15 protein-coding genes are annotated in these 15109 nt (G+C 61.0%); 1 reads left to right on the top strand and 14 read right to left on the bottom strand.

The window, feature by feature from the left end; all coding sequences use genetic code 11:
* Nucleotides 1-12: 12 nt before the first annotated feature.
* The 12 genes from rpsC to rpsL form a co-directional block, all read right to left on the bottom strand.
* Nucleotides 13-750, bottom strand: coding sequence for a 30S ribosomal protein S3 (gene rpsC, locus ACWGPT_RS08705; RefSeq protein ID WP_452605191.1), 738 nt, complete (start codon nt 748-750; stop codon nt 13-15).
* Complete coding sequence (rplV, locus tag ACWGPT_RS08700; protein WP_052638126.1) at nt 750-1139, bottom strand: 50S ribosomal protein L22; 390 nt, start codon at nt 1137-1139, stop codon at nt 750-752. Before rplV ends, rpsC begins: the two co-directional genes overlap by 1 nt.
* Nucleotides 1140-1141: 2 nt before the next feature.
* A complete protein-coding gene (rpsS, locus tag ACWGPT_RS08695) occupies nt 1142-1420 on the bottom strand; it encodes a 30S ribosomal protein S19 (protein ID WP_452605190.1) in 279 nt (92 codons plus the stop codon).
* A 15-nt stretch (nt 1421-1435) separates the two neighbouring features.
* Nucleotides 1436-2272 (bottom strand): 50S ribosomal protein L2, encoded by an 837-nt coding sequence (gene rplB, locus ACWGPT_RS08690; protein WP_452605189.1) that lies wholly within the window; start codon nt 2270-2272, stop codon nt 1436-1438.
* An 11-nt stretch (nt 2273-2283) separates the two neighbouring features.
* Complete coding sequence (locus tag ACWGPT_RS08685) at nt 2284-2577, bottom strand: 50S ribosomal protein L23 (protein WP_142520908.1); 294 nt, start codon at nt 2575-2577, stop codon at nt 2284-2286.
* Nucleotides 2574-3194 (bottom strand): 50S ribosomal protein L4, encoded by a 621-nt coding sequence (rplD, locus tag ACWGPT_RS08680; protein ID WP_452605188.1) that lies wholly within the window; start codon nt 3192-3194, stop codon nt 2574-2576. Before rplD ends, ACWGPT_RS08685 begins: the two co-directional genes overlap by 4 nt.
* Before the next feature lie 13 nt (nt 3195-3207).
* A complete protein-coding gene (rplC, locus tag ACWGPT_RS08675; protein ID WP_452605187.1) occupies nt 3208-3849 on the bottom strand; it encodes a 50S ribosomal protein L3 in 642 nt (213 codons plus the stop codon).
* A gap of 36 nt (nt 3850-3885) precedes the next feature.
* A complete protein-coding gene (gene rpsJ, locus ACWGPT_RS08670) occupies nt 3886-4194 on the bottom strand; it encodes a 30S ribosomal protein S10 (protein WP_003547547.1) in 309 nt (102 codons plus the stop codon).
* 307 nt (nt 4195-4501) lie between these two features.
* A complete protein-coding gene (gene tuf, locus ACWGPT_RS08665) occupies nt 4502-5677 on the bottom strand; it encodes an elongation factor Tu (RefSeq protein WP_452605176.1) in 1176 nt (391 codons plus the stop codon).
* 65 nt (nt 5678-5742) lie between these two features.
* Nucleotides 5743-7842: an elongation factor G gene (fusA, locus tag ACWGPT_RS08660; RefSeq protein ID WP_452605186.1), complete on the bottom strand. Its 2100-nt coding sequence runs from the start codon at nt 7840-7842 to the stop codon at nt 5743-5745.
* 33 nt (nt 7843-7875) lie between these two features.
* The gene (gene rpsG / locus ACWGPT_RS08655) at nt 7876-8346 is read right to left on the bottom strand and encodes a 30S ribosomal protein S7 (protein WP_452605185.1); all 471 of its coding nucleotides are present in this window, start codon (nt 8344-8346) and stop codon (nt 7876-7878) included.
* An 81-nt stretch (nt 8347-8427) separates the two neighbouring features.
* The gene (rpsL, locus tag ACWGPT_RS08650; RefSeq protein WP_003507760.1) at nt 8428-8799 is read right to left on the bottom strand and encodes a 30S ribosomal protein S12; all 372 of its coding nucleotides are present in this window, start codon (nt 8797-8799) and stop codon (nt 8428-8430) included.
* Between the two features lie 483 nt (nt 8800-9282).
* On the opposite strand from rpsL, the gene ACWGPT_RS08645 reads away from it, so the two are divergent.
* The gene (locus ACWGPT_RS08645) at nt 9283-9579 is read left to right on the top strand and encodes a transcriptional regulator (protein WP_452605184.1); all 297 of its coding nucleotides are present in this window, start codon (nt 9283-9285) and stop codon (nt 9577-9579) included.
* Nucleotides 9580-9626: 47 nt separating this feature from the next.
* Here the strand turns inward: ACWGPT_RS08645 and ACWGPT_RS08640 are convergent, their stop codons facing one another.
* Both ACWGPT_RS08640 and rpoC read right to left on the bottom strand, forming a co-directional pair.
* On the bottom strand, nt 9627-10691 hold the full coding sequence (locus ACWGPT_RS08640; RefSeq protein WP_452605183.1) for a cytochrome-c peroxidase: 1065 nt from the start codon (nt 10689-10691) through the stop codon (nt 9627-9629).
* A gap of 177 nt (nt 10692-10868) precedes the next feature.
* The gene (gene rpoC / locus ACWGPT_RS08635; protein ID WP_452605182.1) at nt 10869-15077 is read right to left on the bottom strand and encodes a DNA-directed RNA polymerase subunit beta'; all 4209 of its coding nucleotides are present in this window, start codon (nt 15075-15077) and stop codon (nt 10869-10871) included.
* Between the last annotated feature and the right edge of the window lie 32 nt (nt 15078-15109).

Here is a 15109-nt window from a genome sequence, read left to right as displayed (position 1 = left end):
CGCCAGCGTTGATCAAGCGTTTTCGCGTTCGCGGCGACGATCGCCACGGTCGCTACGTTCGCGGCTTGCCGGACCCTGTGCATCGCCTTCCAGCGCACGGCGTTCGGATGCCATAGGATCGTGCTCCAGGATTTCGCCCTTGAAGATCCAGACCTTGATGCCGCAGATCCCGTAGGCGGTTTCCGCCTCTGCCGTGCCGTAGTCGATGTCGGCGCGCAGGGTGTGAAGCGGAACGCGACCTTCGCGGTACCACTCCGTACGGGCGATTTCAGCACCGCCGAGACGGCCGGCGCAGGTGATCTTGATGCCTTCGGCGCCAAGACGCATGGCCGACTGGACAGCGCGCTTCATGGCGCGGCGGAAGGCCACGCGACGCTCGAGCTGCTGGGCGATCGACTGTGCGACCAGGGTCGCGTCGACTTCCGGCTTGCGAACCTCGACGATGTTGAGGTGCGTTTCGGAGGACGTCATCTCGGAAAGCTTCTTGCGGAGCTTTTCGATGTCGGCGCCCTTCTTGCCGATGATCAGGCCCGGACGTGCCGAGTGGATCGTGACGCGGCACTTCTTGTGCGGACGCTCGATGACGACCTTTGCAATGCCGGCCTGCTTCAGTTCGGACATCAGGTATGCACGGATCTTGAGGTCTTCGTGCAGGAGCTGCCCGTATTCGGCGTTGTCGGCGAACCAGCGGCTATCCCAGGTACGGTTGATGCCGAGGCGGAAGCCGATCGGATTGATTTTCTGGCCCATTATGCGGCCTCCCCTTTTTCCTCGACTTCACGAACCACGATCGTCAGGTGCGCGAAGGGCTTCTCGATGCGAGATGCACGGCCGCGACCACGAGCGTGGAAACGCTTCATGACGATCGACTTGCCGACGTATGCTTCCGATACGATCAGGCTGTCGACGTCGAGGTCATGGTTGTTCTCGGCATTGGCGATAGCCGACTCGAGAGTCTTCTTCACCGTGCCTGCGATGCGCTTGCGGGAAAATTCCAGCTCGGCAAGCGCGCGGTCCACCTTCTTGCCGCGGATCAGGGCGGCAACGAGGTTCAACTTCTGGGGGCTGACGCGGAGCGTGCGGGCAACGGCTTGCGCCTCGTTGTCCTTCAGCCGGCGTTCGGTCTTTGCCTTCGCCATCGTTACTTCCTCTTCGCCTTCTTGTCCGCGCCGTGACCGTAGTAGGTCCGGGTGGGAGCGAATTCACCGAACTTGTGCCCGACCATGTCTTCGTTGACCGAGACAGGCACATGCTTGTTGCCGTTGTAGACGCCGAACGTAAGACCGACGAACTGCGGCAGGATCGTGGAGCGACGGCTCCAGATCTTGATCACTTCACTGCGGCCGCCTTCGCGCACCTTCTCAGCCTTCTTGAGAAGATAGCCGTCAACAAACGGGCCTTTCCATACTGAACGAGCCATTCCTGACTACCTCTCTTACTTCTTGCGCTGATGGCGCGAACGCATGATGAACTTGTCGGTCGACTTGTTCGAGCGCGTGCGCTTGCCCTTGGTGGGCTTGCCCCACGGGGAAACGGGATGACGGCCACCGGAGGTGCGGCCTTCACCACCGCCGTGCGGGTGGTCGACGGGGTTCATGACGACACCGCGGTTGTGCGGGGTCTTGCCGCGCCAGCGGGTACGGCCGGCCTTGCCATCGTTGATGTTGCCGTGATCCGGGTTGGAAACGGCGCCGATGGTTGCAAGGCAGCTGCCGTGTACCAGGCGCTGTTCGCCCGAGTTCAGGCGCAGGATGGCCATGCCCTGGTCGCGACCGACGAGCTGAACGTAGGTGCCTGCCGAACGGGCGATCTGCCCGCCCTTGCCCGGCTTCATCTCGACGTTGTGGACGATGGAGCCGACCGGGATGTACTGCAGCGGCATGGTGTTGCCGGGCTTGACGTCGACGGCCTTGGCGGATGCGATGACCTTGTCGCCGGCAGCAAGGCGCTGCGGAGCGAGGATGTAGGCCAGCTCGCCGTCCTCGTACTTGACGAGAGCGATGAACGCCGTGCGGTTAGGGTCGTATTCCAGGCGCTCGACGGTGCCTTCGACGTCGAACTTGCGACGCTTGAAGTCGACCAGGCGGTAGGTCCGCTTGTGGCCGCCGCCGATGAAGCGGGCGGTGATGCGACCAAGGTTGTTACGGCCGCCGCTCTTGGACAGACCTTCCGTCAGCGCCTTGACCGGCTTGCCCTTGTGAAGACCGGACCGGTCGACGATGACCAGCTGACGCTGGCTCGGGGTCGTCGGGTTGTAGCTTTTCAATGCCATTGTTCTTTACCTCAGAGTCCGGTGGAGACGTCGATCGACTGGCCTTCGACCAGCGTGACGACGGCCTTCTTCACGTCCTTCTGCTTGCCAATGAAGCCGCGGAAACGCTTTACCTTGCCCTTGCGGACCAGCGTGTTGACGGCCTTGACCTTCACACCGAACAGCGCCTCGACGGCAGCCTTGATTTCGGGCTTGGAAGCATCCTTGGCAACGTTGAAGACGACCTGGTTCTGTTCGGATACCAGCGTCGACTTTTCGGTGATCGCCGGCGAGACGATCACATCATAGTGGCGAAGATCGGTCACTTGAAACGCTCCTCTAGAGCTTCCACCGCAGCCTTGGACAGCACGAGCTTGCCCCGACGCAGGATGTCGTAAACATTGATGCCCTGAACCGGCAGAACGTCGACGTTCGGGATGTTCTGGGCTGCGAGCTTGAAGTTGTTGTCGAGTTCAGCACCACCGATGAAGAGGACATTGGTGAGGCCGAGCGTCGCGAACGAACCGGCAAGCGCCTTGGTCTTGGCTTCGGTTGCGACCAGATTGTCGATGACGATCAGGTCTTCAGCCTTCAGCTTGGCCGAGAGGGCGTGACGCAGGGCCAGAGCGCGAACCTTCTTGGGAAGGTCATGCTCGTGGCTGCGGACGACCGGGCCGTGAGCCTTGCCACCGCCGCGGAACTGGGGTGCACGTGCCGAATGGTGACGAGCGCGGCCCGTACCCTTCTGCTTGTACATCTTCGCGCCGGTGCGGGAAACTTCCGAACGGTTCTTGATCTTGTGGGTACCCTGCTGCTTCTTGGCGAGCTGCCAACGAACCATGCGGGCGAGAATGTCTTCGCGGGGATCGAGGCCGAAGATCTCATCCGAAAGGGAGACCTTGCCAGCGTCTTTTCCCTCGAGGGTCTTGACGTTGAATTCCATTTGCTTGGCTCCCTTACTTCGCAGCCGACTTGACGGCGTCGCGAACCACGATCCACGCGCCCTTGGAGCCGGGGACGGCACCCTTGACGAGGATCAGGCCGCGGCCTTCGTCGGTGGAGACAACTTCGAGGTTCTGCGTGGTGACGCGCGTCTGGCCCATATGACCAGCCATGCGCTTGCCCTTCCAGACGCGACCCGGATCCTGGTTGGAACCGGTCGAACCATGCGAGCGGTGCGAAACGGACACACCGTGCGTGGCGCGAAGGCCGCCGAAGTTATGGCGCTTCATGGCGCCGGCAAAACCCTTACCGATCGAAGTGCCGGTGACGTCAACCAGCTGGCCGGCTTCGAAATGCGAAGCCTTCAGCTCGGTGCCGACATCGATCATGTTGTCTTCGGAAACGCGAAACTCGACGAGCTTCGACTTGGGCTCGACTTCGGCGACGGCGAAGTGGCCGCGCAGCGCCTTGGTCGTGTTCTTCACCTTGGCCGTGCCGGCACCGAGCTGAACAGCCGTGTAGCCGTTCTTGTCCTTGGTGCGGTGAGCGACGACCTGGCAGTTTTCCAGCCGCAGTACCGTTACCGGGATATGTTCGCCGGCGTCGTTATAGACGCGGGTCATTCCCACTTTCTGTGCAATTACACCCGAACGCATCGGTTCAATCCTTCTCACTCAGCTCGAGGCAATACCTCAGAGCTTGATCTCAACATCGACACCAGCGGCGAGATCGAGCTTCATCAGCGCGTCTACCGTCTGCGGTGTCGGATCTACGATGTCGAGAAGGCGCTTGTGGGTGCGCATCTCGAACTGCTCGCGGCTCTTCTTGTCGATGTGGGGGGACCGGTTAACCGTAAACTTCTCGATTCGGGTCGGAAGCGGAACGGGGCCCCGGACACTAGCACCGGTGCGCTTCGCCGTCGACACGATCTCGCGCGTGGAAGCGTCGAGAATACGATGATCGAATGCCTTAAGGCGAATGCGGATATTTTGGCCGTTCATTCGACGTTATCCTTGTTCTTCGTTTGCCGCGTGCACGCAATACGGCACGGGACCTTTTTCTACCTAAGGCGGACCACCGGTTTCAAAGATCGAAGGGGACACCGGGTTGCGGTATCCCTTTCCACTCTTCGGGCCGAGCGGCCCACCTTATTGTTGATTGCAGTTCCCTGCCCCATGCGAAGCAGGGACAAATCGCGCTCGCGCGCCATTTGCTACATTTTCGTGTCATAAGCAAGTCACCACCGGCTTCTTGCTTAAATATTCTGGCGCCAAAGGTGCAGACCAGGCCTGCACCTTTGGCTGTAGATCACTCGATGATCGAGGCGACGATGCCGGCGCCGACGGTACGGCCGCCTTCGCGGATAGCGAAGCGCAGCTTTTCTTCCATCGCGATCGGAACGATCAGCTCGACGTCAACCGTGACGTTGTCGCCAGGCATGACCATTTCCGTGCCTTCCGGAAGCGTCACGATGCCCGTCACGTCCGTCGTGCGGAAGTAGAACTGCGGACGGTAGTTCGTGAAGAACGGCGTATGACGGCCGCCCTCTTCCTTCGTCAGGATGTAGGCTTCTGCCTTGAACTTCTTGTGCGGCTTGACCGAACCCGGCTTGCACAGAACCTGACCGCGCTCGATGCCGTTGCGGTCCACGCCGCGAAGCAGCGCGCCGATGTTGTCGCCGGCCTGGCCCTGGTCGAGCAGCTTGCGGAACATCTCGACGCCCGTGCAGGTCGTCTTCGACGTCGCGCGGATGCCGACGATCTCGATTTCCTCACCGACCTTGATGATGCCGCGCTCGACGCGACCCGTGGCAACCGTGCCGCGGCCCGAGATCGAGAACACGTCTTCGACCGGCATCAGGAACGGCTGGTCGATCGGACGCTCAGGCGTCGGGATGTATGCATCGACGGCAGCCATCAGTTCGCGGATCGCGTCTTCGCCGATCTTCTTGTCGGAATCTTCGAGAGCAGCAAGCGCCGAACCCTTGACCACCGGAATGTCGTCGCCCGGGAAGTCGTAGGACGACAGAAGCTCGCGCACTTCCAGCTCGACCAGCTCGAGAAGCTCGGCATCGTCAACCTGGTCGACCTTGTTGAGGAACACGACGATCGCCGGAACGCCGACCTGGCGGGCCAGCAGGATGTGCTCGCGCGTCTGCGGCATCGGGCCGTCAGCGGCCGAGCAGACCAGGATCGCGCCGTCCATCTGGGCAGCACCGGTGATCATGTTCTTCACGTAGTCGGCGTGGCCGGGGCAGTCGACGTGCGCGTAGTGACGGGCAGGCGTCTCGTACTCGACGTGCGCCGTCGAAATGGTGATGCCGCGCGCCTTCTCTTCAGGAGCGGCGTCGATCTGGTCATACGCCTTGAACTCGCCGAAGTACTTCGTGATCGCTGCCGTCAGCGACGTCTTGCCATGGTCAACGTGACCAATCGTGCCGATGTTGACGTGCGGCTTCGTCCGCTCAAACTTGCTCTTTGCCATTTCCGGCTCTCCGTTCTTATGCCCTTGCGGGGAGAATGTTCTATGGGTTCAGAGGGATACCCCGGTCACTTCTGACCGGAGTACTTTGCCTGGATTTCCGTTGCCACGTTGGACGGGACCGGAGCGTAGTGGTCGAAGACCATCGAGTACTGCGCGCGGCCCTGGGACATGGAGCGCAGGCTGTCGACGTACTTGAACATGTTCGCCAGCGGAACGTGGGCGTTGATGACGATCGCGATGCCGCGCTGCTCCTGGCCCTGGATCTGGCCACGGCGGGAGTTGAGGTCACCGATAACGTCGCCGACGTAATCTTCCGGCGTCACGACCTCGACCTTCATCATCGGCTCGAGAAGCTGTGCGCCAGCCTTCTTGGCTGCTTCACGGAAGCAGGCACGCGATGCGATTTCGAAGGCCAGGACCGACGAGTCGACGTCGTGGAAGGCGCCGTCGATGAGGGTCGCCTTGACGCCCAGCATCGGGAAGCCGGCCAGCGGACCGGACGACAGAACGCTCTCGATGCCCTTCTGGACACCCGGGATGTATTCCTTCGGAACGGCACCACCGACGATCTTCGATTCGAAGACGAAATCTTCGCCATCCGGGTTCGGTTCGAAGACGATCTTGACGCGCGCGAACTGGCCGGTACCACCGGACTGCTTCTTGTGCGTGTAGTCTTCTTCCGTCTGGCGGGTGATGGTTTCGCGGTAGGCAACCTGCGGAGCACCGACGTTGGCTTCAACCTTGAACTCGCGACGCATGCGGTCGACGATGATGTCGAGGTGAAGTTCGCCCATGCCGGCGATGATCGTCTGGCCGGATTCCTGGTCGGTCTTGACGCGGAAGGACGGGTCTTCGGCCGCCAGGCGGTTGAGCGCGAGGCCCATCTTTTCCTGGTCGCCCTTGGACTTCGGCTCGATCGCGATCTGGATGACCGGCTCGGGGAATTCCATGCGCTCGAGGATAACCGGCTTCAGGGGATCGCAGAGCGTGTCGCCCGTAGTGGTTTCCTTGAGGCCTGCGAGAGCAACGATGTCGCCTGCAAAGGCTTCCTCGATGTCTTCACGGCTGTTGGAGTGCATCTGCAGCATACGGCCGACGCGCTCGCGCTTGTCCTTGACCGTGTTCAGAACCGAGGAGCCCTTCTCGAGCTTGCCGGAATAGATGCGTGCGAAGGTGAGCGAACCGACGAAGGGGTCGTTCATGATCTTGAACGCCAGCATCGAAAGCGGCTCGGCGTCGTCAGCGTGACGCTCGATCTCGGCTTCGGTCTTGAAGTCGATGCCCTTGATCGCCGGAATGTCGAGCGGCGAAGGCAGGTAGTCGACGACGGCGTCGAGAAGCGGCTGAACGCCCTTGTTCTTGAACGCGGTACCGCAGAACATCGGGTGGAACTTCACGTCGATCGTGCCGCGGCGAACGAGTTCGCGGATCTTGTCGTTGTCCGGCATGTCGCCGTTCAGGTAGGCTTCCATCGCTTCTTCGTCGATCTCGACAACAGTCTCGATCAGCTTGTCGCGATATTCCTCGGCCTTTTCCTTCATGTCTTCCGGGATCTCGACGACATCCCAGGCAGCACCGAGGGATTCGTCGCGCCAGACGAGCGCGTTCATCTCAACGAGGTCGATGACGCCCTTGAAGTCGCTTTCAGCGCCGATCGGCAGCTGCATGACGACAGCCGTCGCGCCGAGGCGAGTCTTGATCATCTCGACCGAGCGGTAGAAGTCGGCGCCGGTCTTGTCCATCTTGTTGCAGAAGATCATGCGCGGAACATGATACTTCTCGGCCTGGCGCCAGACGGTTTCCGTCTGCGGCTCTACGCCGGCGTTGGCATCGAGCAGCGCGATGGCGCCGTCGAGAACGCGCAGCGAACGCTCGACTTCAATGGTGAAGTCGACGTGGCCGGGGGTGTCGATGATGTTGAAGCGGCGAGCCTTGCCGTCACGACCTTTCCAGAAGGTCGTGGTGGCAGCGGACGTGATGGTGATGCCGCGCTCCTGCTCCTGCTCCATCCAGTCCATGGTGGCTGCGCCATCGTGAACTTCGCCGATCTTGTGCGACTTACCCGTGTAGTACAGGATCCGCTCGGTCGTCGTGGTCTTGCCGGCGTCGATATGCGCCATGATACCGAAATTTCGGTAGTCTTCGATTTTATATTCGCGAGCCATAGGACTGCCTTTCGAAATTCGATCGGATGAAGATTACCAGCGGTAATGCGAGAAGGCGCGGTTGGCGTCGGCCATCTTGTGCGTGTCTTCGCGCTTCTTGACGGCGCTGCCACGGTTGTTGGCGGCATCCATCAACTCACCCGAAAGGCGATCGATCATCGTTGTTTCATTACGCTTGCGGGCAGCGGCGATGAGCCAGCGGATCGCAAGAGCCTGGCGTCGCTCCGGACGAACATCGACCGGAACCTGATAGGTAGCACCACCGACGCGGCGCGAACGGACTTCAACATGCGGAGCGACGTTGTCGAGGGCCTGGTGGAAGACTGCCAGGGGCTCCTGCTTCGCCTTGCTCTGCACGGCGTCGAACGCGCCATACACAATGCTTTCAGCCACGGACTTCTTGCCGTGGAGCATGATGGCGTTCATGAACTTGGTGACGACCAGATCGCCGAACTTCGGGTCCGGGTTGATCTCACGCTTTTCTGCACTGTGACGTCGGGACATACTTCTCGTCTCTCAAAGGTTGCGGGCGCTTTATCACGCGGAGAACCTCGCGCAGCGCCGAATAGGTTGGAATCCGAAGGATTACTTCGGACGCTTCGCACCGTACTTGGAACGGCGCTGCTTGCGGTTCTTGACACCCTGAGTATCGAGAACGCCGCGGATGATGTGGTAGCGAACGCCCGGCAAGTCCTTGACGCGGCCGCCGCGGATCATGACCACGGAGTGTTCCTGAAGGTTGTGACCTTCGCCCGGAATGTAGCCGATGACTTCGAAGCCATTCGTCAGACGGATCTTGGCGACCTTACGCAGAGCCGAGTTCGGCTTCTTCGGGGTCGTGGTGTAGACGCGGGTGCAAACGCCGCGCTTCTGCGGATTCTCCTGCAGAGCAGGAACCTTGTTGCGCTTTACCTGTGCCTGACGCGGCTTGCGGATCAGCTGGTTTACGGTAGGCATATAACCATCCCTTGCAAAATTGTCTTCCAAACCCTTTCGGGCCAATCTATGCCGTCTCCGGCGGCGACACACACATTCATGCGCAAAACGTGGCCCTATCCGACTGCCGGATGGACCACAGAAAGCAGAGGACGCATTCCTCATGCGTCATGCGTGCAGCATTCTTGTCTTCATCGTGCGTCTGGAACCGCGTTTGAGACGCTTGTCCGGTACGAGTCGTTCCGAACGGGTAAGTCTCACGTCGCTTCCGATGGTGGGGCGTTTACTGTTTTACCCCTTCCCCGTCAAGACCGGGCCTGAAAATAATGGCTTTCACCCCTTTCGGAGCAGGCCTGACGACATAAAATTAGTAATTCTTCTGTGCTCGCGCAAGTGCACGCGCCCGGTCCCTTGCGGAACCTTTGCCAAGCCCGATATTGCGCCTTACCATCACCCGACCGCGGGACTCAGCTGGAGGCCCGACAGATACCAATGGAGTTCACTATGGTGTCCACCCCCGACAACGACAACAATCTCGAAGGGCCCATGGTGTTCATCATCATCGGCAAGGCCTATGAGGCAAAAGACACCGAAGGCATAGACCTGCACATCCTGCTGCAGGCGCCCGACGACGATTCGGCCGTCCGGGAAGCGCTCAACGCGCTGTCGGAGGAAGGTTTCATAGAGGCTGACCTCGACCAGATCGGCGTGCTGCAGGAAGAGCCCGTCGAGGAGCCGCACGCCTCCGCCTATCAGGGCGCGCTTGAGGGCGAGGTCGCGATCATCCGCTTCGCCCCTTGAATACTAGGGATCCGCCGGATTGCCGGCGGATCCCCTCATCTATCCCGTCAGTTCGCCGTCGGCAGGATGTGGATGATCGGCCGTGGCGTCGCGGACGTTTCCGGCGGCAGATCCGGGTAGGTCACTTCAGGAACCTTGCCGGTCAGCGAGTTGAGGAAGGCGACGATCAGGTCGACTTCGTTGTCGTGGAGTTCCTCTCCAAGCTGCGCCGTCCCCATGATGGCGACCGCCTGCTTAAGATCCCATACCTTGCCCGAGTGGAAGTATGGCGCGGTCACCGCGATGTTGCGCAGCGGCGCGGCGCGGAAGACGTAGGAATCGTCTGCCGTGTTGGTGACCTGGAACCGCCCCTTGTCGTTTTCCGGCAGGACGTCGGCGCCGGGCTTCTCAATCAGGCCGAAGGGATAGTACCCCTCCCCGCCGACATTTATCCCGGCGTGGCAAGAGACGCAGCCCTTGTCCATGAAGAGCGCCAGACCCTGCTTCTGCTCCGTCGAGAGCGCATCCTCGTCACCGTTCAGATAGGCGTCGAAGGGAGCGGGCGTGATCAGGGTCGCCTCGAAGGCTTCGATGGCCTTGGCGAAGTTGTCGAAGGTCACGGGGTCCTTCTCGCCCGGGAAGGCTTCCTCGAACCATTCGACATACTTCGGCATCGACTTCAGCGTCGTAATCAGCTGGTCGGGCGTATTGGCCATCTCGACCCCTGCCTGGACCGGCCCCTTGGCCTGTGCCTTCAGGTCTTCGGCGCGGCCATCCCAGAACTGGGCGATGTTGAAGACGGCGTTCAGCGCGGTCGGCGAGTTGCGCGGTCCTCTCTGCCAGCCGTGACCGATAGAGGTCTCGAGGTTGTCGTCGCCGCCGGTGGCCAGGTTATGGCACGAGTTGCACGAGAAAACGCCCGATGCCGACATGCGGGGGTCGAACCAGAGCGCCTTGCCGAGCGCGATCTTTTCCGGGGTGATCTTGTTGTCCTTCACCGACGGGATCGTCGATGGCAAGGGTTTGAACATTTCCAGAGCGGTTTCCCTCAGATCAGCGGGAACCGGCTCTACCGCGAACGCGGCGGTCGCCAGGACGACGCCGAGCGCGACTGACGACAAGAGCATTTTCATTTGAGCCTCCGTTCATGAGTGAACGAGTCTCTTGTAAAGGCCTCCCGGACCCGGGAGTTGCGGCAGGTCAATACATTAGCGCCGACTAATGACAAAGCGCAATGCCTTGACAAAACGCAGAAAACGCCCGGATTTCTCCGGGCGTTTTCATAGGTTCCGACAGGAGTATACCAGGCCTTACTCGGCCGGGGTGCCCTCGCCGGACAGTTCCTGCAACATCGGGGTTGCGGCCGACGCACCGGAGCTCTTGCGGCGTTCCTCGAGGATGAGGTCGTCGCGCGAGGTGGCGATGCGGCGGATCTGGGTCATGGTTCCGCCGGTACCGGCCGGGATAAGGCGGCCGACGATGACGTTTTCCTTCAGACCCTGCAGCGTGTCGGTCTTGCCGGCGATGGCAGCTTCCGTGAGAACCTTCGTGGTCTCCTGGAAGGATGCAGCCGAGATGAACGACGGCGTCTGCAGCGATGCCTTGGTGATCCCGAGCAGGACCGGCTCGCCCGAAGCAGGCTTCTTGCCTTCCTCGATCAGCTGGTCGTTGAGATCGTCCAGCTCGATCCGGTCGACGTTGTCGCCGACGATGTACTGGCTGTCGCCCGCATCGGTGATCTCCACCTTCTGCAGCATCTGTCGAACGATGACCTCGATGTGCTTGTCATTGATGACAACGCCCTGCAGTCGGTAGACTTCCTGGATCTCGTTGACGAGGTAGGAAGCCAGAGCCTCCACGCCCTTGATCGCCAGGATGTCGTGCGGCGCAGGATTGCCGTCGAGGATGTAGTCGCCCTTCTCGATGTAGTCGCCGTCCTGGAGATGGAAGGGCTTGCCCTTCGGGATCAGGTATTCGACCGGCTCGACACCGTCTTCCGCCGGCTCGATCATGACGCGACGCTTGTTCTTGTAGTCGCGGCCGAGGCGGATCGTACCATCGATCTCGGCGATGATGGCGTGGTCCTTCGGACGACGGGCCTCGAACAGTTCGGCAACGCGCGGCAGACCACCGGTGATGTCCTTGGTCTTGGCGCTTTCCATCGGAACACGCGCAAGGACGTCACCCTGGCTGACCTTCTGGCCCGGCTCGACGGAAAGGATGGCGTCGACCGACAGCATGAAGCGGGCTTCGCCACCACGGGCGAGCTTCATGATGTTGCCGGACGCATCCTTGATGACGATGGCAGGCTTGAGGTCCGCACCGCGCGGCGTCGAACGCCAGTCGATGACCTGGCGCTTGGTGATGCCGGTCGATTCGTCGGTGGATTCGGAGACCGAGATCGAGTCGACCACGTCCTCGAACTGAACGACACCCTCGACTTCCGTCATCATCGGACGGGTATAGGGGTCCCACTCTGCCAGACGCTGGCCGCGCTTGACCTTGTCGCCGTCGTCGACGAACAGCTTGGAGCCGTAGGCGACGCGCTGCGACGACCGTTCCACACCACGCTCGTCCAGAATGGTGATGGCCATGTTGCGGCCCATCGCCACCAGAACACCTTCCGAGTTGCGGAGGATGTTGCGGTTCTTGATCTGGACGGTGCCCTCGTACGAGGCTTCCAGGAAGGACTGGTCGACAACCGTCGCCGTGCCCCCAAGGTGGAAGGTACGCATGGTCAGCTGGGTACCCGGCTCACCGATCGACTGAGCGGCGATGACGCCGACGGCCTCGCCCATGTTGACCGGCGTACCGCGTGCAAGGTCGCGGCCGTAGCAGACCGAGCAGACGCCCGTCTGGACTTCGCAGGTCAGCGCCGAGCGGATGCGGATCGACTGGATCCCGGCCTTCTCGATCTCGATGACGTCGGGCTCGAGAATCATCTTGCCGGCGTCGACGATGCGCTCACCCGTGACCGGATGATCGATGTCGTCAAGCGCCGTACGACCGAGAATACGTGCTCCAAGCGAAGCCACGACCTGGCCGGCATCGACGATGGCCGTCATCGTGAGACCGCTCTCGGTGCCGCAATCGACCATGTTGACGATGCAGTCCTGCGCGACGTCGACCAGACGGCGGGTCAGGTAACCCGAGTTCGCCGTCTTCAAGGCGGTGTCTGCAAGACCCTTACGGGCGCCGTGCGTCGAGTTGAAGTACTCGTTCACGGTCAGGCCTTCCTTGAAGTTCGAGATGATCGGCGTCTCGATGATCTCGCCCGACGGCTTGGCCATAAGGCCGCGCATGCCGCCCAGCTGACGCATCTGGTTCGGAGAACCACGGGCGCCGGAGTGCGACATCATGTAGATCGAGTTCATCGGCTTCTGACGGCCGGTGGCCTCGTCGAACTCGACCGCCTTGATGCGGGCCATCATTTCTTCGGCGACCTTTTCGGTTGCCTTGCCCCAGGCGTCGACGACCTTGTTGTACTTTTCGCCCTGGGTGATCAGGCCGTCATTGTACTGCTGCTCGTATTCCTTCACCAGCGCTTCGGTTTCGCCGACGATCTTCACCTTGGTCTCGGGGATGATCATGTCATCCTTGCCGAAGGAGATGCCGGCCTTGCAGGCGTTGGTAAAGCCGAGCTGCATGATCCGGTCGCAGAAGATCACCGTGTCCTTCTGACCGCAGTGACGATAGACCGCGTCGATCATCTTGGAGATGTTCTTCTTGGTCATTTCCTGGTTGCAGATGTCGAACGGCACGTTCGGGTTCTTCGGCAGGAGTTCGCCGATGATCATGCGGCCGGGAGTCGTTTCGTAGATCTTCGAGACGGGGTTGCCGTTCTCGTCGACCGTCTTGTAGCGGCCCTTGATCTTGGCATGCAGCGTCACGACCTTGTTTTCAAGCGCGTGATGCAGCTCGCCCATGTCGGAGAAGGCCATGCCTTCGCCCGGCTCGTTCTGGTTCTGGATCGACAGGTAGTAGAGGCCGAGAACCATGTCCTGCGACGGAACGATGATCGGTGCACCGTTGGCCGGGTGCAGGATGTTGTTCGTCGACATCATCAGGACGCGGGCTTCAAGCTGAGCCTCAAGCGACAGCGGCACGTGAACGGCCATCTGGTCGCCGTCGAAGTCGGCGTTGAAGGCGGTGCAGACGAGCGGGTGCAGCTGGATCGCCTTGCCTTCGACCAGGATCGGTTCGAAGGCCTGGATGCCCAGGCGGTGCAGCGTCGGCGCGCGGTTCAGGAGAACCGGATGCTCGCGGATGACCTCGTCGAGGATATCCCAAACTTCCGGCTTTTCCTTCTCGACCAGCTTCTTGGCCTGCTTGACGGTCGAGGAGTAACCCTTGGCGTCGAGGCGGGCGTAGATGAACGGCTTGAAGAGCTCGAGCGCCATCTTCTTCGGGAGGCCGCACTGGTGCAGCTTGAGTTCCGGACCGGTCACGATGACCGAACGGCCGGAATAGTCGACGCGCTTGCCGAGCAGGTTCTGGCGGAAGCGGCCCTGCTTGCCCTTCAGCATGTCGGACAGCGACTTCAGCGGACGCTTGTTGGCGCCGGTGATGACGCGGCCGCGACGGCCGTTGTCGAACAGCGCATCGACAGATTCCTGCAGCATGCGCTTTTCGTTGCGGATGATGATGCCCGGAGCGCGCAGTTCGATCAGGCGCTTCAGACGGTTGTTACGGTTGATGACGCGACGATAGAGGTCGTTCAGGTCGGAGGTCGCGAAACGGCCGCCATCGAGCGGCACGAGCGGACGCAGGTCCGGCGGGATCACCGGCACGACCTTCATGATCATCCATTCCGGGCGATTGCCGGACTCGATGAAGTTCTCGACGATCTTCAGCCGCTTCATCAGCTTCTTCTGCTTCAGATCGGACGTCGTGTCGGCAAGCTCCGAGCGCAGGTCGCCGGCGATCTTGTCGAGGTTCATCGAGGCGAGCATCTCGTAGATGGCCTCGGCGCCGATCATCGCGGTGAACTGATCCTCGCCGAACTCGTCGACGGCGATCATGTACTCTTCTTCGGAGAGAAGCTGGTTCTCCTTGAGCGACGTCAGGCCCGGCTCGGTCACGATGTAGTTCTCGAAGTAGAGAACGCGCTCGACATCCTTCAGCGTCATGTCGAGAAGGGTGGCGATACGCGACGGAAGCGACTTCAGGAACCAGATGTGGGCGACCGGAGCGGCAAGCTCGATATGACCCATGCGCTCACGGCGAACGCGCGACAGCGTGACTTCGACGCCGCACTTTTCGCAGATGATGCCCTTGTACTTCATGCGCTTGTACTTGCCGCACAGGCACTCGTAGTCCTTGATCGGTCCGAAGATGCGCGCGCAGAAGAGGCCGTCACGCTCGGGCTTGAACGTACGGTAGTTGATGGTCTCCGGCTTTTTGATTTCACCGTAGGACCAGGAGAGAATCTTCTCGGGGCTCGCGATCGAGATACGGATCGAATCGAAGTGCTGTGCCGGCACCTGCGGGTTGAAAAGATTCATGACCTCTTGGTTCATGCCTATCTCCTTACGGGGCAATTTGCCCTCAA

It is taken from the genome of Pseudorhizobium sp. NPDC055634 (assembly GCF_053618655.1).
This window is presented reverse-complemented; position numbering and strand designations above follow the sequence as displayed.